This is a genomic window from Fluviicoccus keumensis (genome assembly GCF_004217445.1).
GTDB classification, from domain to species: Bacteria; Pseudomonadota; Gammaproteobacteria; order Pseudomonadales; family Moraxellaceae; genus Fluviicoccus; species Fluviicoccus keumensis.
Genome location: NZ_SHKX01000012.1, coordinates 291,324 through 312,161 on the forward strand (window position 1 = coordinate 291,324; position 20,838 = coordinate 312,161).

Genomic DNA, 20,838 nt, shown 5'->3' on the forward strand with positions numbered 1-20,838 from the left:
GATGCATCACCTCATTCGGAGTCCGGTTGGGCCTGACGGTTGACCTGCCATTCGATGAAGACCTTGATCACCATCGTCAGCAGCGCCAGCAAGGCCAGCAGGGAGGCCACGGCGAAAGCGGCGGCGAAGTTGTATTCGTTGTAGAGGATCTCGACGTGCAGCGGCATGGTGTTGGTCTCGCCGCGGATATGCCCCGAGACCACCGACACCGCGCCGAACTCGCCCATCGCCCGTGCATTGCACAGCACCACGCCGTAGACCAGGCCCCATTTGATGTTCGGCAGCGTGACATGCCAGAAGGTCTGCCAGCCCGACGCCCCCAGCACCACGGCGGCCTCTTCCTCGTCGCGGCCCTGCGCTTCCATCAGCGGGATCAGCTCACGCGCCACGAAGGGGAAGGTGACGAAGACGGTGGCCAGCACCATGCCGGGCACGGCGAAGATGATCTTGACGTCGTGGTCGAACAGCCAGTCGCCGAACCAGCCCTGGCTACCGAACACCAGCACGTAGATCAGGCCCGCCACCACCGGCGAGACCGAGAACGGCAGGTCGATCAGGGTAATCAGCAGGCTTTTGCCGCGAAAGTCGAACTTGGCGATGGCCCAGGCGGCCATGACCCCGAACACCAGGTTCAGCGGTACGGCGATGACGGCGATCAGCAGCGTCAGCTTGATGGCGGACAGTGCGTCGGCTTCCACCAGCGACGCCAGGTAGACTTCCCAGCCCTTGCGCAGCGCTTCCGCGAACACCGCAATCAGCGGCAGCAGCAGGAACAGGGCGAAAAAGCCCAGGCCGAGCGTGATCAGCAAGGCCTTGATCCAGGCGGGCTCGCGGGTGGCGATCTTGTTGCTGTAAGCGCCCACGGTGTGGCGCGCTCCGATGGCGGCTCCCATTTACACGGCCTCCCGGGTTTTCTTGGTCCAGGCCTGCAGCCCGTTGATGACCAGCAGCAGGATGAAGGAAATCACCAGCATGACGGTGGCGATGGCGGTCGCTCCGGCGTAGTCGTACTGCTCCAGCTTGCTGATGATCATCAGCGGCGTAATTTCCGAGACCAGCGGAATGTTGCCCGCGATGAAGATCACCGAACCGTATTCGCCGACCGCGCGGGCGAAGGCCAGCGCGAAGCCGGTCAGCAGCGCCGGGGAAATGATCGGCAGCAACACCTTGGTGAAGGTCTGCCAGCGGTTCGCGCCGAGGCTGGCGGCGGCTTCTTCCAGTTCGCTGTCGATATCTTCCAGCACCGGTTGCACCGTGCGCACCACGAAGGGCAGGCCGATAAAGATCAGCGCCACCAGCACGCCGATCGGGGTGAAGGCAATCTTGATGCCCAGCGGTTCCAGCAGGCTGCCGATCCAGCCGTTGGGGGCATAAAGCGCGGTCAGGGCAATACCGGCGACAGCCGTGGGCAGTGCGAACGGCAGGTCGATCAGCGAATCGACCAGTTTCTTGCCGGGAAAGGTGTAGCGCACCAGCACCCAGGCCAGGATCAGGCCGAAAACGGTATTGATCAGCGCAGCCAGCAATGAAGCGCCGAAAGTCAGCTTGTAGGAAGCGACGACGCGTGGTGCGGTGATCACTTCCCAGAAATGCGCCATGTCCAATGTCGCGGTTTTCAGGAAGACCGCGCTGAGCGGAATCAGCACCACCAGCGTCAGATAGGTCAGGGTGTAGCCCAGGGTCAGCGGCAGACCCGGCAAGACACGTCGTTTCATCGGTGTATCCACGGAAATGAAGGAGGGCAGTCTAGGTCGAGTCAGGGATAACCAAAAATACTTTCTTGGAAGAATGAAATTACTTTTGGTTATTAAAGGCCGGCTTCAGGCGGAAATCTTCCACGAAGCCGGCTCGATCATTTCGAATTGCGAGCGAAACAGGTCGAACAGGCGGCGACCCTTGGGCCACGGGCCGTACCCGGAAGCGACATTGATGTGGCCGACGTTCCCCAGATTGATGAACTGGCTGCCCCAATGGCGTGACAGCAGGAAAGCCTTGTCCAGCATCAGGTAGGGGTCCGTGGTGCTGGCAACCAGCATGGACGGGAAGGGCAACCGTTTTTCCAGCCGGGACGGGTGGATGCCGAAGCGGTCGGGGTCGGCGGGCGCCACCAGAAAAGCGCCTGCTACCTTGTCGCCCAGATCGGCGGCGGCGTTGACGGTAGCGAGGCAGCCAAAGCTGTGCGCCACCAGCCAGACCTGGTCCGGCGCGGCCAGAATGGCCTCGCGGACACGCGCCGACCAGCGCGAGAGCTCACCATGATCCCAGTTCTGCTGGTGGACGCGGATAACCGACGGGTCCTGCCGTTCCCACCAGGACTGCCAGTGTTCAGGCTCGCTGCCGTGCAGTCCCGGAATCATCAGAATGGTGCTCATGGTGTGCTCCCGTTGAATGCGGGCTTACTTGCCCGGTTGATAGATCTGGTCGAAGATGCCGCCGTCGGCAAAGTGGGCGTCCTGCGCCGCTGTCCAACCGCCGAAATCCTTGATGGTGAACAGCTTCACGGGTGCGAATTGCTGCTTGTAGCGGGCAGCGACAGCCGGGTCGGTGGGGCGGTAGTAATTCTTGGCGGCAATTTCCTGGGCTTCCGGCGAATACAGGTATTGCAGGTACGCCTGAGCGACCTTGGTGGTGCCGTGCTTCTTTGCGTACTTGTCGACTACGCTGACCGGCGGTTCGGCCAGGATGGAAACGCTGGGGGTGACAATTTCAAACTTGTCCGGCCCCAGTTCCTTCACCGCCAGATAGGCTTCGTTTTCCCAGGCCAGCAGCACATCGCCAATGCCGCGCTCCACAAAGGTGGTGGTGGAGCCGCGCGCGCCGGAATCCAGCACCTTGACGTTCTTGTACAGCTTCTTCACGAAGGCCTGGGCCTTGTCGGCGTTGGCGCCGGGCTGGCGCAGGGCATAACCCCAGGCCGCCAGATAATTCCAGCGCGCACCGCCGGAGGTTTTCGGGTTCGGAGTAATCACTTCCACGCCGGGACGAACCACATCGCCCCAGTCGAGAATCTTTTTCGGGTTGCCCTTGCGCACCAGAAAAACGATGGTGGAGGTGTAGGGCGAAGCGCTGTTGCCCAGACGCTTCTGCCAGTTCGGGTCGATGATGCCGCGGTTGGCGATCTGGTCGATGTCGCCGGCCAGCGCCAAGGTCACCACATCGGCTTCCAGACCGTCGATCACGGCGCGCGCCTGTTTGCCGGAGCCGCCGTGGGATTGCTTGAAGGTGACGGTTTCGCCGGTCTTGGTTTTCCAGTATTTGGCGAAAGCGGCGTTGTAGTCCTGATACAGTTCGCGGGTCGGGTCGTAGGAAACGTTCAGCAGGGAAACATCGGCGAGCACCGGAGCGGCCAGGCCGAGGGTCAGGGCAAATGCCAGCAAGGTCTTGTTCATTCAAAAATCCTCAAGATCAACAGGTGGGGTCGTAACGACCGCTTGAGGACAATGTAGATATCCTGCTAAATAATTAAAAATACTTTGTATTCATATGTTAGTTCCTGAAAAGAATAAAAGAACGCAGCAATGTCGCCAAGCTTCCGGCAATCCGGCGCCACCCCCCGGTTTGCGGGGTGCTTCGGGATTTGCCATCCTGTCAGCATTGACCATCCGCGCAACGGAACTGTCCATGACCCCGGTTGAACCTGAATCCGCCCCCGCCGCGCCCGCGTTGAAGCAGGGCCTGTCGCCCGCCTCGCGCGGCTTTATCCTGGCCTTTCTGCTGGCGCTGGCGGTGTTCGGGCTGGTGCGGGTGATGCTGCTGCAACCCTGGGCGGGCTTCCGCTTTCAGGCCGAGGGGGATGTGCTGCTGGTCAGCGCCGAAACCCTGGCCCGACCCGTCGCCGTGGCGGGCTTGCGACAAGCCGACGGCCGTTTGCGACCCTTGCCGTCGTGGCTGATTGTGGAAGAGCCGGATTTTCTGGACCGCATCAGCGCCTACAACGCGTTGATGCATATCCAGACGCCGCTGCTGGCCGAATGGCGCAGCGGCCGGGCGAAACTGGTGTTGCAGGACGGTCGTGAGCTGCCGGTGATCATGCGGCCGCGCGGACCGGCGGATATTCCCGCCATCTTCTGGCTGCAGCTGGGATTCGGCTTGATCGCGCTGGGCATCGGCTGCGGCATCTGGGTGTTCCGGCCGCGCCAGCGCGTGGTCAACCTGCTGCTGCTGACGGCGGCGGGTTTCGCGGCGGGCACCTGGTCGGCCAGTATCTACAGCTCGCGCGAACTGCTGATGGAGCCGGAGTTGTTCCGGCTGCTTTCGATCATCAATCACGGCGGCGCGCTGCTGTTTGATTGCGCCATGCTGGCGCTGCTGTGGAGTTACCCCCGGCCACTGGGCCGCCAGCCGGTGGCCGCGTTGGCGCTGCTGCTGGGCCTGCTGGCCTGGGTGGCGGACATCCGGCAGGTGTCCGAAACCTTTAGCGACGGTTTTTACCTGTGGCTGCTGGTGATCTTTTTGATGGCATCGGGCTGCGCTTGGCAGCAGTGGCGGCTGTCGCGGCGCGATCCGGTATCACGCATGGCGCTGCGCTGGCTGTTGCTGTCGTTCATGCTGGGCAGCGGTGCGTTTGTGGCCTTGCAGGTGGTGCCGTTGATGCTGGGCGTGACGACGCCGGTGCCGCAAAGCCTGTCTTCTGGCGTCTTCCTGATCGTATATCTGGGACTGGCGGCCGGGATCAGCCGCTACCGCCTGTTCCGGCTGGAACACTGGTGGTTGGCGGCGTGGAGCTGGCTGTTCGGCGGCATCCTGGTGTTGCTGGTGGACGGCATTGCTGTCTGGTTCCTGCGCACCGACGGCTGGATGGCGCTGAGCCTGGCGGTGGGGGTGGCGGGCTGGCTGTATTTCCCGTTGCGGCAATGGCTGGTGGAACGCCTGCTGCAGCGCGGTAATGTGACGCGGCAATTGCAGGCGGGCGCCATCCGCCGCCTGTTCGACCTGCCGACGGATGAGGCCTTGTGCGCGCACTGGCCGGACGTGGTGCGCAGCATTTTCAGTCCGCTGGCGATGGAGCGGCGCGACGGCGAGCGCGACTTCATGGTGGCGGACAACGGCTTGTTGCTGTGCCTGCCGGACATCGAGGACGGACGGCATGTGATGCTGTCGTACTGCGAGCGCGGCGGCCGTTTGTTCAATCGTGACGATCTGGATACGGCCCGCGAGCTGTACGGCATCGCCCGGCACGCCCGCGATGCCCTGGCCGCTCGGCAGCAGGGGGCGCGGCTGGAACGCGACCGTATCAAGCGCGACCTGCACGACGACCTGGGCGCGCGGCTGTTGTCGATTCTGCACGGACGGCAGGAGGCGGGCATGCGCGAGGAAGCGCGGCTGGCCATCCGCGATTTGCGGCAGATGCTGGCGACGCTGGACGAACGCAGCGTCACTCTGACCGAGGCGGCGCAGCTGATGCGTGAAGAAGCCAACGAGCGCCTGCAACGCGCCGGGATCGGTTTCGTCATGCCGTCGCAAGACTGGTCGGGGGTGATGCTGTCGGCGCGGCAGTACGCCAACCTGAAGCGCATGGTGCGCGAATGCATCACCAACGCTATCAAGCATTCCGGGGCAAGCGAAGTGCAATTGACGATGACGCTGGACGAGGACTGGCTGTGCCTGACGGTCAGTGATAACGGCCGCTTCGATCCGGCGCAGCTGGAGCTGGGCGGGCGCGGGCATCACATCATCCACTCGCGCGCCGACGAGCTGGGCGGCGAGGTGGAATGGCGGCAGGCGGCCGAAGGCGGTTGCCGCGTGGAAATCCGCATTCCGGTGGCGGTATCGGGACGGACGGAAGGACAAGGGGAAGCGACATGACAGACAGCGATCCGGTATTGATTGTTGAGGACGTAAAGGAAACCGCCGACTGGCTGGCGGCGCGGGTGCAGGCCGCTTTCGGGGCCGGGCGCGCCGTGCGACAGGCGCACACGCTGGCGGCTGCGCGCAAGTTGCTGGCGCGCGAGCATTTCGGCATGGTCATCCTGGATCTGGGCCTGCCCGACGGCAACGGCGTGGAGCTGATTCCCGAACTGCTGCCGGGCCGCGACATCAGGGTGGTGGTGGCCACCATCTACGACGACGACAGCCACATCTTCAGTGCCCTGCGCGCCGGGGCGGGGGGTTATCTGCTCAAGGATCAGGGCGACGACGAGATTGAACGGGCGCTGGCCGGAATTCGTGACGGCGTGCCGCCGATTTCCCCCAGCGTGGCGCGGCGGATGATGGATTTCTTCGTACAGCAGGACCGCCTGCGCGAAAACCCTGAAACCGGCAAGCTGACTGCGCGCGAGAAGGAAGTGCTGATCCTGATCGCTAACGGCCTCAGCGTCGGGGAAGCCTCGTCCAGCCTGGGCATTTCCCCGCATACCACGCGCGGCTACGTGAAGGATATTTATCGAAAATTAGGCATTTCCTCGCGCGCCGAAGCCAGCCTGACTGCCTCGCGACTGGGGCTGATCCGCAAGTAAACGGAAACGGCGGCAATGAAAATGGGCGGCTTCAAGCCGCCCTTTTCATGGAAGGACCCTCGGGCTCATTTTGCCTCGCGCGCCACCCTGGCCACTTCGGCATTGAAGGCGCTGATGCCCTTCATCGCCCCGCTGGTGTAGGCCGCCGGATTGACGGTGAAGGTATAGTCCGCGCTGTTGGAGGTAATGCTGCCCGCGCCGGACAGCAACGACAGTCCCTTGCTGAGTGCGTTGGCGGCATTGGAGGTGGTGTCGGTCTTGCTGAGCGTGCCAGCATTGGTCGTGATGTTCAGCACCGGCGCCTTCGTGGCCACACCGGGAATGCCGCGCATCATCCGTGTCTTCGGCTTGCCCATCCAGGTCACGGCGGCGGCTTGCAGGTTCATGCCTGGCGCGGTCTGGATACCAGCGGAGATGGTGGAGTAGGTGGCGCCGGTTTCCCCCCAGATCTGCGGAGCAACGATGGTGTAGGTCGGGATCAGGATGGTGGCGTCCTTGATTTTCGGCTTGCCCAGGCTGATGAACTCGGAAAAGGGGCCGGTAAAGCCGATCTTGATTTGCTGCTCATCGCTGGGCGCGGCCACCAGCAGCGTGTCGGAACTGCCTACCGGCGATTCCACCGGCAAGCCCCACTTGGCGTCGGTCTTGGCCAGCGCGATGCCCTGCATGTAGTCCCGACCCTTGATGTCATTGTAGGTCAGCACGGTATAGCCGGCGGCGCGCAACTGACCCACGAAATCGTCATAGGCCTTTTTGGCGATGGACTGGGCCAAGGCTTTGTCGAAGCCGCTGAGGTGGTATTTGGCGCTGGCCTTCACTGAATTGGCGCTGCCGCCGCCGATGGTGGACAAGGCGCTGCCCTGCTTGGAAACCCCCACCTTGCCGTCAACCACGAACTTGACGTAGGCCGTGGGCACCACGATGGTCTTGTTGTAGTCCAGCAGGTCTTCCGGGTTGACGGCGGTGACGGGCACGGAAATCCCGGAGCTGTTGACGGGTGCGGCGGTTGTCGGGGCCGGGGCCGCGCCCTGCGCAGCGGCGACCGGGGCGGAGCTTTCGCCGCCGCCGGACTTGGCGGCATTGGACACGCAGCCGGTGACGAGGGTGGCCAGGGCGGCGGCAATGGCGGCGGCCAGAAGATTCTTGTTGTCGGGCATGATCGGTCTCCGTGACATCGAAAAAGAGGGCGCCGTTGCGGACAGCCGGCCGCCCTGAAGACGGGCGCGAGGCCCGTGGGGGTATAGGGGAGTGTAGGAAGGGAGGGGTGGGGCGGATACCCCCGGGATGGGGGGGCTGGGCGCAGGCGATACACTTACTTCATCCGATCCCGGCAGGCCGCAACCGATTTCCACACCGTTTGCACCGTCGCGGCGCGGATCGGCTCGGACTTGGCCCGCTCGCGGAAAGTCCCGGCCACGGAAGCCATGCGCTCGATGACGTTTGCCGCCCAGACCGTATCCAGTCCGCCTTCCCCGGCCAGACGCAACAGATGCGGCCTGCCCGGCGTCAGCCCTTCGCCGCAGACATCCATTTGATGTTCGCCGCCGGGGCCGTCGCTCCACGTCAGGTCATATGCGGGGGCCAGCCGCCAGCGCCGATCCCGCCCCAGGCAGAACGCCAGATTGCGGCCATGATCGTCCCGGTTGTGGAAAATCACGTTGAAAACCGCCCGCTCAAAGGCCTTGCCCACTTCGCGTTCATCCCGGGTGAAGGCCCGGGTTGCGCGCAGGAAGGTGGTGTAGTCCACCGAGGAGGGCAGCCGGAAGTCGGCGTGCAGGGCGCTGGCCAGCGTATGGGTCGGCACCCGCCAACCGTCCTGCCGGTCGAAGCGGGCGGTGCCGAAGGCCGCCAGCGAGCGGCCCAGATCAAAGTACCGGGTTTCAGGCATTTCAAGCCCGCAATCCCGCGCCAGCCGGGCGTAAAGGTTTTCCAGCGCGCAGGCCTCCTTGTGCTCGCCGCCCGCCTGGAACTTGATCAGCCACGGTTGACCTGATCCGGTCTCCGAGGTGCTGATGATGCCGCTGTCCGGATCATGGTTGACCAGCACCTTCGGTCGTGCGCCCTGCGGCGATCCGCCCAGACGCGCCAGTTGCGCCAGCGCGTCACTGTCCTTGCCGCTGACAATCTGTTGCGCCTCTTGGGCCAGCGCCAGCAAGGTCAGATCCGACGGTTCCGGCGGCGTATCGTCCGAGGGCCGGAACACCAGCGCGCCCATGGCGCGGTCGCCAATGAAGGCCAGACGATCCAGCGGCGACAAGCTGGTTGTGCGCAGGCCGCGTTGCCGGAATAGCCGGTCCATCAGCAGCAAGCCCCAGCCGTCCGGCAGGGCATCGGCCATCAGTCCGGGCAACCGGTACAGGTGTTGCGGAAAATCGCGGTAGGCGCCGGCGCGCAGCTTCAGGTGCAGCGGCGACAGTTCCAGCCCCTGACGCAGGGCTTCCGGCGAATATTCGAAAAGCAGCTTCCGGCCATCGTCCGCCAGTTGGCCCAACAGCCACTGTTCGCCCCAACCCGTATAAAAGACATTCAGCAAACGCATGGCGGCCTCAGGCAGGGTTACGGCGCGGCGCGCGTTGGCGCTTGGCCTTTTCGGCCCGTGCCAGCGCGGCAATCGAGTCGGTTTGCAGGGTGAACAGGGTTTGCAGCTGGTTGGTGAGGCCCAGGGCCACGACAATGCGGATCAGCGATTCCAGCGACGACTGCCCCTTGCCCTCCAGATTCTTGACCGTTCCCGCCGAGACACCGGCGCGCAAGGCCAGGTCCGTCTGGGTCAGCGCCTGCGCCAGACGCTGCTCGCGCAGGCGGCTACCCAGATCGCTACAGATTTCGGCGGGCGTGGCCAGAATAAGGTCTAACATTTTGTCTTTTGTGAATTAAAAGTGGATTTAAGGATCATTATATTGTCTTTTAATATTCGGGTCACTTTTTCCGGATGAGGAACGGATTTCACCGCAACCCACCCGTGCTTTGGCATACACTGGGCGTAACCCGATGCCGATATTTTCGTAACGGCGCCTCACAAACTCTTGACTGGATGAACGACCATGCCTTTCCAACCCACCCTCGACCTTGGCCACGGTATTACCCGCATTGAATCCGGCATGGTGCGCGACGAACTGGTGGCCTGCTATCTGGTGCAAGGCGGTGAGGAATACGCGCTGATTGAAACCGGCACCAATAACAGCGTGCCGCGTATCCTGGCGGTGCTGGCGCAGCGCGGCATTCGGCCGGAACAGGTGAAGTATGTGATTCCCACGCATGTGCATCTGGACCACGCCGGGGGCGTGGGCGGACTGATGCAGTCTCTGCCGCAAGCGACCCTGCTGGTGCATCCCAAGGGCGCGCGGCATCTAATTGAGCCGGGCAAGCTGAAGGCGGGCGCGATTGCGGTGTATGGCGAGGCGGAATTCGCGAAGGTGTATGGCGACATCATTCCGGTGGAGGCGTCGCGGGTGCGCGCCATGGAAGATAACAGCGAGGCGTTGCTGGGGGATCGCAAGCTGGTGTTCGTGGATACGCCGGGGCATGCGCGGCATCACTTCTGTGTGTTTGATCCGTTGTCGAAGGGGGTGTTTACCGGGGATACCTTCGGGCTGGCGTATCCGGCGCTGACGACGGAGAAGGGGCCGTTCCTGATCCCGACGACGACGCCAGTGCAGTTTGAGCCGGAGGCGTTGAAGGCGTCGATTAGGCGGTTGCTGGCGTTGCAGCCGGAGCGGATGTACCTGACGCATTACGGGGTGGTGGAGAATCCGCAGGGCTTGGGGGAGCGGTTGCTGGGGATGGTAGATGATTATGTGGCGCTGGCCTTGGCGGCGAGGGCGGCGGGCGGGGCTGAGGGGTTGGAGGCGCGGCTTGTGGAGGGGATGAGAGCTTATCTGTTTGGCAAGGCGCGGGAGCATGGGTGCGGGCAAGGCGATGAAGAATTGGAGCGGTTGTTGGGGATGGATTTGCGGTTGAATGCGCAGGGGTTGGGGGTTTGGCTTGAAAAGCAGGATGGTTTGCTGGCGGGCAGCTTTTCGGATTTCCCGCTGCGGGAGAACAATGAACCAATGCCTGAAGATGTTCCGCGTGTGCCGCCATTACCAACGATAGACAAAGAATGAGTGTTATTTTGGTTGATTGAATTCCGCATATGGCACGCATGATCTGTTGATTGCTGCGACGGCGTTGCGTTTCAGGGGTATTAGTAACGAGGAATGTGCAGGACTTTGGGCTGGTGCCGGGGTTGCAATGGATTAATGGCATGAGAAGGAGGGTGAATGATTAACTTTTCGTGTTTGAACCCTTACAACCCCGTGTGGTCAAACCAAACGTTTTCGCTTGTTCTCGATCTTGAATTGCTGCATCCCTTTTTTGTCTTGACTTTTGAATTGGACGTGAGCATCAAAAATAAACTCAGTCGCATAGCTGATTTTGTCTTGTGAAATAGTGATAAAAATTTCCTTCTCAATATCATTGTATTCCGTGGTGAAATTAATCGTCAAATTATCTTTATCACGATACCCGCTCATTACAGGGATTATGCAAATTTCTTGATCTGCTCCTTTGTTTTCATTAGGCTCCCCCATTGATATAACCTTACCAACATAAACCTTTCTGTCAGAAAGCGATAACATTACCAGCATGTCCTTATTGATCGACGCCTTAAATAGTAGATCATCGAGAGGGCTATCTTTCAAAATGCTCGATATAATATATATTCTAATATGATCTGTTTTCGTTGTTTTATATTTTATCATTAGCTTAGCAAAGGCGGCTGTTTTCCAAACCCATGGAAAACAAATAATCATCAAAGAAAGAATTATAATCCAAGACAGTTGTTTCGCTTGGTCGGGCTTGAAAGCTTCTGTGGACAGCAGTAGTTCATCAATTAAAGATAATATGTTTAGACTGACACTCCATGAAAAAATACTAACCTCTGCTGGTGCATATTTATTGACGAGTAGAGCCAAGAAGGACGACGCGAATAGTGCTCTAATTCCATAGCGAGCACTCATTAAGTAAAGGTATTGACCTTCATAACGGTGAAGCTTGTAATAGTTAACCGGGTGGATGTGGCATGCTATGAATCCACTAACCAATACTGGCAGAATTAAGAAGGCAAACATTTTATTTTTCTTTAACTATTTCTGCGGCCTTTTTATAGTAAACTTTGAAATTATCGTCCTTTATAACATCTGCTGGATTTATAACAACAGTACCCCTGCCCACAACTCTAAGTGATGAGTATGATTTCTTGACGGTTTCCATGACTTTCCTTTCATCATCTGAGGGCGACAGCCCTAAAAGGCCAAATAAAATTCCCATAAGAAACACCTACAAAGATAAACCCTCGTCGGTCAATAATGCATCAAATTTTCTCAGGAATCAACAACATTTGCCTGGCCAGCTCCGGTCAGCGATCGCAAGATGAGCCAGCGCCCCTCACTCCGCCACCGTCCACTCAATCAACCGCTCCGTCAACTCCCCCAAAATCTCCTCCACCGCAATCCCTGCCGGCGGCCCCAACACCACCTGCAACAACGTCCCGCCCATCAGCGTATTCATCAAGAACAACGACGCCGGCGACGAAAACACCCGGTAATGCGGCGCCGCCTCCCGGTTCGACGTCACCGCCACCCGCAACAACATCGACCCCAGATTCTGGAACGACTCCAGCTCGCGCGTATACGGCACCTCAAACAGCATCACCCGGATCAACGCCTTGTCCCGCAACAACAGCCGGTACGCCGCATCCACCGCAAACCGCACGCCCTCGCGGCCGGGCAGGGGGATGATCTCCTGCGCAATCGCCAGCATCCCCGCCAACTGCTTGCGGATGCAGCGTTCCACCACCTCCGCCACCAACGCATCCTTCCCCGGGAAATACTCGTACACCGTACCGATGCTCACCCCCGACAACTCCGCCACATGATTCGTGGTCAGCCCGTGATAGCCGCGCTCGCACAGAAGCTGAGCCGTCGCATCCAGCATGGCATCCCAGGTGGCTTGCGAACGGCCCTGACGCGGGCGCTTTTTCGGTTCCAGATCAAACACTTGATGCTTCATCAATCCCAACCAGGCCGTAATTTCCGGCATCCGAGTACAACTGAGCATTTGCTCAGGTTAACATGGGACGCACAAGAACGGGCAGGGTGGTCCTGCTTCCGCCCGCACCCGGACAGTGAGTCACGAGAACCCCGCCATGAGCCAGGAAGTCATTACCTATTGCCGCATCTGTGAACCCTTCTGCGGCATGGTCGCTACCGTCGACAACCAGCGGCTGGTCAGCCTGCGGCCCGACCGCGACCACCCGCTGTCGCAGGGCTTTGCCTGCCCCAAGGGCATCGCCTATACGCAGGTGCAGAACGACCCCGACCGTGTGCTCTACCCGCTGAAACGCCAGCCCGACGGCCGTTTCACCCGCGTCAGCTGGGACGAGGCCATGAGCGACATTGGCGAACGCCTGCGCCGTATCTACCGCCAGCACGGCGGCGACGGCATTGCCGTCTACGGTGGCAACCCGGCGGCGCTCAACTACAGTCACGCACTGTGGATGAATGTCTTTCTCAAGGCGCTGCGCATCCGCCATTTCTTCGGGCCGGGCACGCAGGACACCAACAGCCGCTTTGTCGCCAGCCACCTGCTGTACGGCAGCCTGTTTACCGTGCCGGTGCCGGATATCGAGGCGGCGGAACTGGTGGTGATCCTGGGGGCGAATCCGGCGGTGTCGCACGGCAGCCTGGTGAACATGCCGCGCATGATGGACAAGCTGCACGCCGTGACCGAACGCGGTGGGCGGGTGCTGGTGATCGACCCACGCCGCACCGAGACCGCCCGTGAGTTCGAATGGCAGCCGATTACGCCCGATGCCGATGCCTGGTTGTTGCTGTCGCTGCTGCATGTGCTGTTTGCCGAAGGTCTGGCCGACCAGCGGGCGCTGGCGACGCAGGCCACCGGGGCGAAGGGGCTGCGCGAACTGACCGCCGCCTTTCCGCCCGAGGACACCGCCATCCATACCGGCATTCCCGCCACCGTGGTGCGCGATCTGGCGCGTCAACTCTCGCAGAAGCGTGCGGTCGTCTACAGCCGTCTTGGTACTTGTCTGGGCAGCCATCCGACGCTGGCCAATTTCCTGCTGGACGCGGTCAACCTGGTGGCGGGCAATCTCGATCGTCCGGGCGGCTGGGTGTTCGGCAATCCGCCCATTCCATTATTGAAGCTGGTGGGGCCGCTGATGTCCTACGGCAAATGGCGCACGCGCATCGGCGGCTTTCCGGAAGTGATGGGCATGGAACCGGCGGCGAACATGGCGGCGGAAATCTCCACGCCGGGCAAGGGGCAGGTGAGGGCGCTGTTCGTGTCGGCGGGCAATCCGGTGCTGTCCACGCCCGGTGGCCACAGGCTGGCGGAGGTGCTGCCCCGGCTGGACCTGATGGTGTCGATCGACCTCTACCGCAACGAAACCAACGCCCACGCCGATTACATACTGCCCGGCACCGCCATGTACGAGCGCGAGGATTTTCCCATCTTCAGCATGGGGCTGTATGTGCAGCCCTTCATGCAGGCCACGGCGGCGGTGGTGCCGCCCGCCGGGGAAGCCCGGCATGAGTGGCAAGTTTATGAGGAACTGGCGCGCAGCCTGTTGCCGGAGCGCGTGCGTAACGTGGTGTCGCGGGCGCGGGAGAAAGGCTTGGGGCCGACGCCGCGCCTGATGCTGGACAGCCTGATCCGCCTGGGGTTTGCGGGTGACCGCTGGGGACTGCGCCCGGACGGGCTGAATCTGGATTCATTGCGGCAACGCTATCCGCATGGCATCAAGCTGGCGGAACGGCCGACAACCGGTCAATTGCACAAGGTCGTGCGTCACCGTGACCGCAAGGTGCATCTGGATCATCCGGAAATCCGCGCCGAAGTGCGTAGGTTGCTGACTCGGAAAGCCGATACCGATTACCCGCTGTACCTGATCGGCCTGCGTGAACTGCGCTCGGAAAACTCGTGGATGCACAATCCACCCGCCTTGCGCGCCGCGCGTCCGATACACGCGGCGCGCATCCATCCGGAGGATGCCGCCGCGCTGGGGCTGGTGAACCGGGGCCGGGTGCGGCTGGTGTCGCCGTGGGGCGCCATTGAACTGCCGGTGCTGGTGACGGACGAAATGAGCCGGGGTGTGGTGGCCGTGCCGCACGGTTGGGGGCATAAAGGGCAGGGTGGTTGGGCCAATGCAAACCGCGAGGGCGGCGTCAGCGTCAACGACCTGATGGATACCCGCGCCGCCGGGCTCGATCCGCTGTCCGGCATGTCGCACCTGTTCGGGGTGAAGATCCGCGCCGAACGGGTTGCCGAAGCCACTGAAACCGCCACTCTGACTGCCGCCGCCGAGGAAGCCTGACATGCCCTATGTGATTGCCGCGCCCTGTGTGGCCGATTATTCCTGCGTGGAAGTGTGTCCGGCGCAATGCATTGCGCCCTTGCCGGACGATGCCGCCTTCGACCGCGCCGAGCAGTTGTTCATCGATCCCGACCGCTGCATTGATTGCGAAGCCTGTGTCGCAGCCTGTCCGGTGGGCGCCATCCACGAAGCCTCGCGCTTGCCGGAACAGTGGACGCATTATCGTGAACTCAACGCCGCGCATTTCCGGAGAAAGCCATGAGCCGTCCCTTGCGCGTGGCCATTGTCGGGGCCGGACCGGCCGGGATGTACGCCGCCGGGCATTTGCTGGAGGGCGCGGGCGGCACCTTTCTCGAGGGGCGCTTGCAGCATCTGGTGAAGCGGCCGGTGGAAGTGGATGTGTTCGAGCGTCTGCCGGTGCCGTGGGGGTTGGTGCGGTATGGCGTCGCGCCGGATCATCCCGACAAGAAACGCGTGCAGCAGGTGTATGAGGATATCGCCGCGCGGCCGGGATTCCGTTACTTCGGTAATGTTGAACTGGGCAAGCATGTATCTGTGGCGGAACTGGGCGAATGGTACGACGCCGTCATTTATGCCGTCGGTGCGTCCGGCGATGCGGCGCTGGGCATTCCGGGTGAAGACCTGCCGGGTTCGCTGTCGGCGCGGGAGTTCGTGGCCTGGTACAACGGGCATCCGGATTACCGCGATCTGGCGGTGGATCTGTCGTCGGAACGGGCGGTGATTATCGGCAACGGCAATGTGGCGATGGATGTGGCGCGGATTCTGAGTCTGTCACCGGATGTGCTGGCGAAGACGGATATTGCCGATCATGCGCTGGAAGCCTTGCGCTACAGTCGTATCCGCGAAGTGGTCGTCTTGGGTCGTCGGTCGGCGTTTCAGGGGGCGTTCAATAATCCCGAACTGGAAGAATTGGGGGAATTGCCGGGGATTGATATCGGCGTGGATTGTGGTGACTCCGGCTTGGAAAATGAGATTTTTCAAGAAGTTATGGATGATTCCTCCCGTCGGAAGATCGCCACGCTGAAGCGGTTTTCAGAGCGTCCGACCCAAGGCCATGATCGTCGTATCCTGTTGAAATTCATGGCTTCTCCGTTGGAAATCCAGGGTGAAGACGGTGTCAGAGGCCTGCAAATCGTCCGGAATCGGCTGGAACGGGATAACCACGGCCAATGGCTGGCCAAGGCCACCGATCAGGTGGAAATGCTGGATTGCGGTCTGGTGTTGCGCGCCAACGGTTTCAAGGGGGTTGCCGTGCCCGGATTGCCGTTTGATGCGGTTCGCGGCGTAGTTCCCAGCCTGGATGGACGGGTTTTGAGGGATGGCGAAGTCATGCCCGGACACTATGTGACCGGCTGGATCAAACGCGGGCCGCGCGGCATCATCGGCACCAACAAGAAATGCGCCCGCGATACGGTGCGCGCCTTGCTGGCGGATGCGGACGCCGGAAGCTTCCCCAGAACAAGCACGTTAGATGCAGCGACTGTGGAACGGCGTATGCGTGAATGCCAGCCGGAGTATGTGAATCTGGCGGGCTGGCGGCGGCTGGACGATCGGGAGATTCAGGCAGGGCGCTTACAAGGTCGCCCCAGGGTGAAACGGACGCGCGTGGCGGATATGCTGGTCTAGTTCAATTCGGGTGTGCAGGTAGAGTCCGGTGAGGGGTCTTCAATAACCGTTTTGTTGAATTCGCCGCAGCGCTGGCAAATCAGGGAATAGCAAATTTGTCCGGCCGGATTTCGATAACGAAGTCCTTCAAGGAGTTTGTGGCCGTAACGCTGACATAACAGGCGGGCAAGTCGCTGCCGAAGTGTAAGTGATTCCATGTATTGCTACTCAAATAAAGAGGGTCAAAGTCGATCGCAGCATTAGACGCTGCCATGAATGCATTTTTCAAGTTGTTTGTTATCGAATTGTTTTTAATCTGTATATATAGCGGGTATATGACATAACTATCATGTTTTCGTCACAGAAACGTCATCAAATTTTCTCAGCATGCCGCCGGTAATTTAATCACTGCCGAGGCTTCCCCCATGCGCAACCTGTTCTTGAATTCCGCCGCTTTGATGTCGGCCATTGCTTGTTCTGCTGTCCATGCCGATATCACCGGCGCCGGTTCAACGTTTGCTTACCCGATCTTTGCCAAATGGGCGGATTCCTACAAGAAGGAGAATGGCGTAGGCCTTAACTATCAGGCGATCGGGTCAGGAGGCGGCATCAAGCAGATCACCGAAAAGACCGTCGATTTCGGCGCATCCGATATGCCATTGACCAAGGAAGATCTTGAGGCCAAGGGTCTGACCCAGTTTCCGGCAATCATGGGCGGTGTTGTGCCGGTGGTTAACCTCAGCGGCATTGGTCCCGGTCAAATGCGTATGACCGGTCCGGTGTTGGCGGACATCTATCTGGGCAAGATCAAGCAATGGAATGATCCGGCAATTGCCGCCCTGAATCCCACCCTGAAGCTGCCGGAGCAAAATATTGTTGTCGTGCGCCGCGCCGACGGCTCCGGCACGACGTTCATCTTCACCAATTATCTGTCCAAGGTCAGTGAAGAGTGGAAGTCCAAGGTCGGCAGCAGCACGGCGGTGTCATGGCCGGAAGGCGTTGCCGGTAAGGCCAACGCCGGGGTTGCATCCTATGTGCAGCGGATTGATGGGGCGATCGGCTATGTCGAATACGCCTACGCCAAGACTGCCAAGATGGCCTATACGCAAATGCAGAACAAGGCCGGGGCCTATGTGCTTCCGGATGACAAGACCTTCCAGGCCGCGGCAGCGTATGCCGACTGGGCCCATGCGCCGGCTTTCTATGAGGTGCTGACCAACGAACCGGGCGCCACCAGTTGGCCGATCACCGGCGCAACCTTTGTCCTGCTGCAAAAGAAGGCGGAGAAGGGCGCCAATACCCAGCAAGTCATGAAGTTTTTTGACTGGTCGTTCCGCAAAGGCGGCGCCCAGGCTGCGCAGCTGGATTATGTCCCGATGCCCGAAAATGTCGTCAAGCTGATTGAAACCAGCTGGAAAACGGAGGTTCACGACCTGGCCGGCGCGCCGGTCTGGAAGTAAATCCGCCCGTAGCTCCGGTCAGGTTCGTCCTGACCGGAGCCATTTCATGCAGGCCTTGATATCCGGCGATGACTTTCATGCAGTCCAGACCCAGTGCGCTTTCCCCTTCAAAACGAATCATCCGTGCGGCTCGACGTGAAGCATGGCTGGATCCTCTTTTTCGGCGCGGAACCTTGATGACCGCGTTGCTGGTCTTGATGCTTCTCGGGGCCATCATGGCGACCCTGGCCGTTGGGGCCTTGCCGGTTTTTCATCAATTCGGCTGGTCGTTCCTTTCAGGTCGTGACTGGAATCCGGTCAGCGGCAGCTTTGGCGCGTTACCGGCAATCTACGGTACGCTGGTCACCTCGTTCATAGCCTTGCTTATCGCTGTTCCGGTCAGCTTCTTCATTGCCTTTTTCCTGACCGAACTCTGCCCGCAGCGATTGCGCGGCGCTCTCAATGGCGTCATCGAACTGCTGGCCGGGATTCCCAGCATCATTTACGGAATGTGGGGATTGTTTGTGCTGGCTCCTTTGCTGGCCAGTCACGTGCAGCCCTGGCTGAGTCATTGGCTTGGCCACGTCTGGGGATTGGGGGCGCTCATGCAAGGACCGCCAATCGGTATCGGACTGTTGCCTGCGTCATTGATACTGGCGGTCATGATCGTGCCCTTCATTACGGCAGTCATGAGGGAAGTGTTCGCGGTGGTGCCGCCAACGCTGAAAGAAGCAGGCTACGGGCTGGGAGCCAACACCTGGGAAGTGATGTGGGACATCGTGCTGCCCTATACCAAGGTGGCGATCACCGGCGGCGTCATGCTGGGGTTGGGGAGGGCGCTGGGCGAAACCATGGCGGTGACTTTCATGATCGGCAACGCCAATAACATTGATATCGGGCTATTCAATTCCGGAAACAGTATCGCCTCCGTCATCGCCAACGAATTTGCCGAGGCTTCCGACCCCTTGCACGCGTCGGCGCTGATCACACTTGCCTTTGTCCTTTTTGTCATCGCCTTCATCGTTCTGGTGCTGGCGCGCGCACTGATCAGCTTGGGAAACCGGCACCAATGATAGTTCCTTCTTCCTGGTGGACCTTCCGCCGCAAAATGATCAATCGCTGTGCGATCGGCCTTGCCACCCTGATCACGTTGCTTGGATTGCTGCTGCCGTTCTGGATTCTGTTTACTGTCGTGAACCGTGGTCTGGGGGCATTCAACTGGGCCTTGCTGACGCAAATGACGCCGCCGCCGGAGGCGGAGGGAGGGCTCTATAATGCCATCATCGGGAGCTTCATCATGGTGGGGGCGGCGGCCTTGATTGCGTCGCCGATCGGGGTCATCACCGGTATCTATCTGGCGGAATATGGCAGGAAGGCAAAGCCGGCCATGGTCATCCGATTCGTTAATGACATCCTGCTTTCAGCGCCTTCCATTGTAATCGGTGTATTTGTCTACATGATCATGGTGGTACCGTTCCGTCATTTCTCGGGATGGGCCGGAATTGTCGCCCTGGCCGTGATAGCGTTGCCCATTATTGTCCGGACAACGGAAAACATGCTGTTGCTGGTGCCGGACATACTGCGCGAGGGCGGACTGGCGTTGGGCTCATCCCGGCGTCAGGTCATCATGAAAATATGCGTTCCCGCCGCACGAAACGGAATCATTACCGGCATCCTGCTCTCTGTGGCGCGTATCAGCGGGGAGACAGCGCCGCTATTGTTTACCGCCTTGAACAATCAGTTTTATTCGCACGACCTGAGTCAGCCCATGGCGAATTTGCCGGTGGTGATTTTTCAATATGCCATGAGTCCATACGAGAACTGGCAAAGGCTGGCCTGGGCCGGGGCAGCGCTGATCACGGTCTATGTGGTGGCAATCAACATTCTGGCTCGAACGGTATTTGCAGGCAGGCGTTAGCGCGGCGGTTCAATCCGCGCCGGGGAATTGTCCGTCCGGGGATTTCAGAAGACCATCCAGGGGTTCTTGGGCATGATCGAACCAGGACAGGACCCGGATCAGGACCAAGGATGTTGGTGCAACCAGCCAGATGCTGATCAGGCCGGCAGCGACCGGGGACAGCCAGAACAAGGTGCGCATGGCCTGGCTGTAATGATTTCCGGCGCGCACCATGTAACGTGAAGCCACGATGATCAGCGACTCCCGGTTTGTATCCGTTGACAGGGTGGTCATCAGGTAACCCGCGTGGTTAAAGAACCTGACGGCCATGGTGGACAGCACAAAGGTCATCAGCAGGATGGCGATCAACAGGCCCGCCAGAATCGATCCCGGCGTTAGCACCTGCAGCAGGTCGCCGTTCTGGTGGCGCAAGGAACCGGGTGAAGCTTGGGTAAGCAGCGAAACCGTACCCATGAGCGTCAGGATCGCCGTCGAAGCGATAATCGATGATGACATGACCGAGTTGCGTATGGTCTGGATAGCCAGCAATTCGTTGCCGGGTTGCCGCATCAGGGATTGAACCCATTGCGCCCGGACATGGGCATGCGCGGTCCGGGCAAACCGCAAGGGATGGAGTTTCGATGATTCACGGAACCACCATTCATAGCCCAGAACGATCAGTCCGGAGCCCAGGATGGATAGCCAGGCAAATGCATTCGTAAGCTGGAAGTTATCGGTCATGATCATCCCGGATTCGAGGGTGGTTGTCATGGTTGCAGCAGGCAGCAGCCAATCCGTCTGAAAGCGCTTCGTACAGTGTAATTCAAGCCACATCCGCCGGAAACAATAATGTCGCATAATGTATATTATGTTAAATAATACTATTACAGCGACCTGGAGGGTGGCTCAGACATGCTTTTCTTCTTGAAATTATGCATTACGGTTACGTAATTAAAATTACATTACGGATTGCGCCTGGTCCTCCGCAACGCCCGCGTCAAACGCCGTAATCAATGGCAATACTCTTTGTGCGGGCATTACAATCAG

At 60.2% G+C, this 20,838-nt stretch carries 20 protein-coding genes; 9 read left to right on the forward strand and 11 right to left on the reverse strand.

Features of this window, described 5'->3' with window-relative positions:
• Nucleotides 1-11: 11 nt before the first annotated feature.
• From cysW to EV700_RS09500, 4 genes are all read right to left on the reverse strand, one after another.
• Nucleotides 12-893, reverse strand: coding sequence for a sulfate ABC transporter permease subunit CysW (gene cysW, locus EV700_RS09485; RefSeq protein WP_130413101.1), 882 nt, complete (start codon nucleotides 891-893; stop codon nucleotides 12-14).
• Nucleotides 894-1,715, reverse strand: coding sequence for a sulfate ABC transporter permease subunit CysT (gene cysT, locus EV700_RS09490; protein WP_130413103.1), 822 nt, complete (start codon nucleotides 1,713-1,715; stop codon nucleotides 894-896). It abuts the gene before it with no gap.
• A gap of 105 nt (nucleotides 1,716-1,820) precedes the next feature.
• Nucleotides 1,821-2,372: an RBBP9/YdeN family alpha/beta hydrolase gene (locus EV700_RS09495; protein WP_130413105.1), complete on the reverse strand. Its 552-nt coding sequence runs from the start codon at nucleotides 2,370-2,372 to the stop codon at nucleotides 1,821-1,823.
• Nucleotides 2,373-2,396: 24 nt separating this feature from the next.
• Nucleotides 2,397-3,389 (reverse strand): sulfate ABC transporter substrate-binding protein, encoded by a 993-nt coding sequence (locus EV700_RS09500; RefSeq protein ID WP_130413107.1) that lies wholly within the window; start codon nucleotides 3,387-3,389, stop codon nucleotides 2,397-2,399.
• Between the two features lie 232 nt (nucleotides 3,390-3,621).
• On the opposite strand from EV700_RS09500, the gene EV700_RS09505 reads away from it, so the two are divergent.
• Both EV700_RS09505 and EV700_RS09510 read left to right on the forward strand, forming a co-directional pair.
• Nucleotides 3,622-5,805, forward strand: coding sequence for an ATP-binding protein (locus tag EV700_RS09505; RefSeq protein ID WP_130413109.1), 2,184 nt, complete (start codon nucleotides 3,622-3,624; stop codon nucleotides 5,803-5,805).
• Entirely contained in the window at nucleotides 5,802-6,455 is a 654-nt protein-coding gene (locus EV700_RS09510; RefSeq protein ID WP_130413111.1) for a response regulator, read from the forward strand. Before EV700_RS09505 ends, EV700_RS09510 begins: the two co-directional genes overlap by 4 nt.
• Nucleotides 6,456-6,520: 65 nt before the next feature.
• Here EV700_RS09510 and EV700_RS17220 read toward each other — a convergent pair whose 3' ends face one another.
• The 3 genes from EV700_RS17220 to EV700_RS09525 form a co-directional block, all read right to left on the reverse strand.
• A complete protein-coding gene (locus EV700_RS17220) occupies nucleotides 6,521-7,612 on the reverse strand; it encodes a hypothetical protein (protein WP_130413113.1) in 1,092 nt (363 codons plus the stop codon).
• A gap of 155 nt (nucleotides 7,613-7,767) precedes the next feature.
• Nucleotides 7,768-8,994 (reverse strand): type II toxin-antitoxin system HipA family toxin, encoded by a 1,227-nt coding sequence (locus EV700_RS09520; protein ID WP_130413115.1) that lies wholly within the window; start codon nucleotides 8,992-8,994, stop codon nucleotides 7,768-7,770.
• A 7-nt stretch (nucleotides 8,995-9,001) separates the two neighbouring features.
• On the reverse strand, nucleotides 9,002-9,313 hold the full coding sequence (locus tag EV700_RS09525) for a helix-turn-helix domain-containing protein (RefSeq protein ID WP_130413117.1): 312 nt from the start codon (nucleotides 9,311-9,313) through the stop codon (nucleotides 9,002-9,004).
• Between the two features lie 186 nt (nucleotides 9,314-9,499).
• On the opposite strand from EV700_RS09525, the gene EV700_RS09530 reads away from it, so the two are divergent.
• Nucleotides 9,500-10,561 carry an MBL fold metallo-hydrolase gene (locus tag EV700_RS09530; RefSeq protein ID WP_130413119.1) on the forward strand — a complete coding sequence of 354 codons (1,062 nt, stop codon included), beginning with the start codon at nucleotides 9,500-9,502 and terminating at the stop codon, nucleotides 10,559-10,561.
• Nucleotides 10,562-10,759: 198 nt separating this feature from the next.
• Here EV700_RS09530 and EV700_RS09535 read toward each other — a convergent pair whose 3' ends face one another.
• The 3 genes from EV700_RS09535 to EV700_RS09545 all read right to left on the reverse strand — a co-directional run bounded on the left by EV700_RS09535 (nucleotide 10,760) and on the right by EV700_RS09545 (nucleotide 12,506).
• A complete protein-coding gene (locus EV700_RS09535) occupies nucleotides 10,760-11,566 on the reverse strand; it encodes a hypothetical protein (protein WP_130413121.1) in 807 nt (268 codons plus the stop codon).
• A 1-nt stretch (nucleotide 11,567) separates the two neighbouring features.
• Nucleotides 11,568-11,765 (reverse strand): hypothetical protein, encoded by a 198-nt coding sequence (locus EV700_RS09540; RefSeq protein WP_130413123.1) that lies wholly within the window; start codon nucleotides 11,763-11,765, stop codon nucleotides 11,568-11,570.
• A 117-nt stretch (nucleotides 11,766-11,882) separates the two neighbouring features.
• The gene (locus EV700_RS09545) at nucleotides 11,883-12,506 is read right to left on the reverse strand and encodes a TetR/AcrR family transcriptional regulator (RefSeq protein WP_130413125.1); all 624 of its coding nucleotides are present in this window, start codon (nucleotides 12,504-12,506) and stop codon (nucleotides 11,883-11,885) included.
• A gap of 136 nt (nucleotides 12,507-12,642) precedes the next feature.
• Here EV700_RS09545 and EV700_RS09550 point away from each other — a divergent pair, with 136 nt between their 5' ends.
• From EV700_RS09550 to pstA, 6 genes are all read left to right on the forward strand, one after another.
• Nucleotides 12,643-14,829, forward strand: coding sequence for a molybdopterin-dependent oxidoreductase (locus tag EV700_RS09550; RefSeq protein WP_130413127.1), 2,187 nt, complete (start codon nucleotides 12,643-12,645; stop codon nucleotides 14,827-14,829).
• A 1-nt stretch (nucleotide 14,830) separates the two neighbouring features.
• The gene (locus tag EV700_RS09555; RefSeq protein WP_130413129.1) at nucleotides 14,831-15,091 is read left to right on the forward strand and encodes a 4Fe-4S dicluster domain-containing protein; all 261 of its coding nucleotides are present in this window, start codon (nucleotides 14,831-14,833) and stop codon (nucleotides 15,089-15,091) included.
• Nucleotides 15,088-16,476, forward strand: coding sequence for an FAD-dependent oxidoreductase (locus EV700_RS09560; RefSeq protein WP_130413131.1), 1,389 nt, complete (start codon nucleotides 15,088-15,090; stop codon nucleotides 16,474-16,476). Before EV700_RS09555 ends, EV700_RS09560 begins: the two co-directional genes overlap by 4 nt.
• 404 nt (nucleotides 16,477-16,880) lie before the next feature.
• Entirely contained in the window at nucleotides 16,881-17,915 is a 1,035-nt protein-coding gene (pstS, locus tag EV700_RS09565) for a phosphate ABC transporter substrate-binding protein PstS (RefSeq protein WP_130413133.1), read from the forward strand.
• A 77-nt stretch (nucleotides 17,916-17,992) separates the two neighbouring features.
• The gene (gene pstC, locus EV700_RS09570; RefSeq protein WP_130413664.1) at nucleotides 17,993-18,967 is read left to right on the forward strand and encodes a phosphate ABC transporter permease subunit PstC; all 975 of its coding nucleotides are present in this window, start codon (nucleotides 17,993-17,995) and stop codon (nucleotides 18,965-18,967) included.
• Nucleotides 18,964-19,812 carry a phosphate ABC transporter permease PstA gene (gene pstA / locus EV700_RS09575; protein WP_130413135.1) on the forward strand — a complete coding sequence of 283 codons (849 nt, stop codon included), beginning with the start codon at nucleotides 18,964-18,966 and terminating at the stop codon, nucleotides 19,810-19,812. Before pstC ends, pstA begins: the two co-directional genes overlap by 4 nt.
• Nucleotides 19,813-19,821: 9 nt before the next feature.
• On the opposite strand, the gene EV700_RS09580 is transcribed toward pstA, so the two are convergent.
• Nucleotides 19,822-20,562: a DUF599 domain-containing protein gene (locus EV700_RS09580; RefSeq protein WP_165391411.1), complete on the reverse strand. Its 741-nt coding sequence runs from the start codon at nucleotides 20,560-20,562 to the stop codon at nucleotides 19,822-19,824.
• Nucleotides 20,563-20,838: the final 276 nt, after the last annotated feature.

What these genes read in the sequence shown, in the direction of transcription:
- EV700_RS09495 (WP_130413105.1), bottom strand. Translation starts at nt 2,372, where the DNA reads ATGAGCACCATTCTGATGATTCCGGGACTGCACGGCAGCGAGCCTGAA.
- EV700_RS09525 (WP_130413117.1), bottom strand. Translation starts at nt 9,313, where the DNA reads ATGTTAGACCTTATTCTGGCCACGCCCGCCGAAATCTGTAGCGATCTG.
- cysW (WP_130413101.1), bottom strand. Translation starts at nt 893, where the DNA reads ATGGGAGCCGCCATCGGAGCGCGCCACACCGTGGGCGCTTACAGCAAC.
- EV700_RS17220 (WP_130413113.1), bottom strand. Translation starts at nt 7,612, where the DNA reads ATGCCCGACAACAAGAATCTTCTGGCCGCCGCCATTGCCGCCGCCCTG.
- cysT (WP_130413103.1), bottom strand. Translation starts at nt 1,715, where the DNA reads ATGAAACGACGTGTCTTGCCGGGTCTGCCGCTGACCCTGGGCTACACC.
- pstS (WP_130413133.1), top strand. Translation starts at nt 16,881, where the DNA reads ATGCGCAACCTGTTCTTGAATTCCGCCGCTTTGATGTCGGCCATTGCT.
- EV700_RS09520 (WP_130413115.1), bottom strand. Translation starts at nt 8,994, where the DNA reads ATGCGTTTGCTGAATGTCTTTTATACGGGTTGGGGCGAACAGTGGCTG.
- EV700_RS09530 (WP_130413119.1), top strand. Translation starts at nt 9,500, where the DNA reads ATGCCTTTCCAACCCACCCTCGACCTTGGCCACGGTATTACCCGCATT.
- EV700_RS09555 (WP_130413129.1), top strand. Translation starts at nt 14,831, where the DNA reads ATGCCCTATGTGATTGCCGCGCCCTGTGTGGCCGATTATTCCTGCGTG.
- EV700_RS09550 (WP_130413127.1), top strand. Translation starts at nt 12,643, where the DNA reads ATGAGCCAGGAAGTCATTACCTATTGCCGCATCTGTGAACCCTTCTGC.
- EV700_RS09560 (WP_130413131.1), top strand. Translation starts at nt 15,088, where the DNA reads ATGAGCCGTCCCTTGCGCGTGGCCATTGTCGGGGCCGGACCGGCCGGG.
- EV700_RS09500 (WP_130413107.1), bottom strand. Translation starts at nt 3,389, where the DNA reads ATGAACAAGACCTTGCTGGCATTTGCCCTGACCCTCGGCCTGGCCGCT.
- EV700_RS09545 (WP_130413125.1), bottom strand. Translation starts at nt 12,506, where the DNA reads ATGAAGCATCAAGTGTTTGATCTGGAACCGAAAAAGCGCCCGCGTCAG.
- pstA (WP_130413135.1), top strand. Translation starts at nt 18,964, where the DNA reads ATGATAGTTCCTTCTTCCTGGTGGACCTTCCGCCGCAAAATGATCAAT.
- EV700_RS09540 (WP_130413123.1), bottom strand. Translation starts at nt 11,765, where the DNA reads ATGGGAATTTTATTTGGCCTTTTAGGGCTGTCGCCCTCAGATGATGAA.
- EV700_RS09505 (WP_130413109.1), top strand. Translation starts at nt 3,622, where the DNA reads ATGACCCCGGTTGAACCTGAATCCGCCCCCGCCGCGCCCGCGTTGAAG.
- EV700_RS09580 (WP_165391411.1), bottom strand. Translation starts at nt 20,562, where the DNA reads ATGACAACCACCCTCGAATCCGGGATGATCATGACCGATAACTTCCAG.
- EV700_RS09510 (WP_130413111.1), top strand. Translation starts at nt 5,802, where the DNA reads ATGACAGACAGCGATCCGGTATTGATTGTTGAGGACGTAAAGGAAACC.
- pstC (WP_130413664.1), top strand. Translation starts at nt 17,993, where the DNA reads ATGCAGTCCAGACCCAGTGCGCTTTCCCCTTCAAAACGAATCATCCGT.
- EV700_RS09535 (WP_130413121.1), bottom strand. Translation starts at nt 11,566, where the DNA reads ATGTTTGCCTTCTTAATTCTGCCAGTATTGGTTAGTGGATTCATAGCA.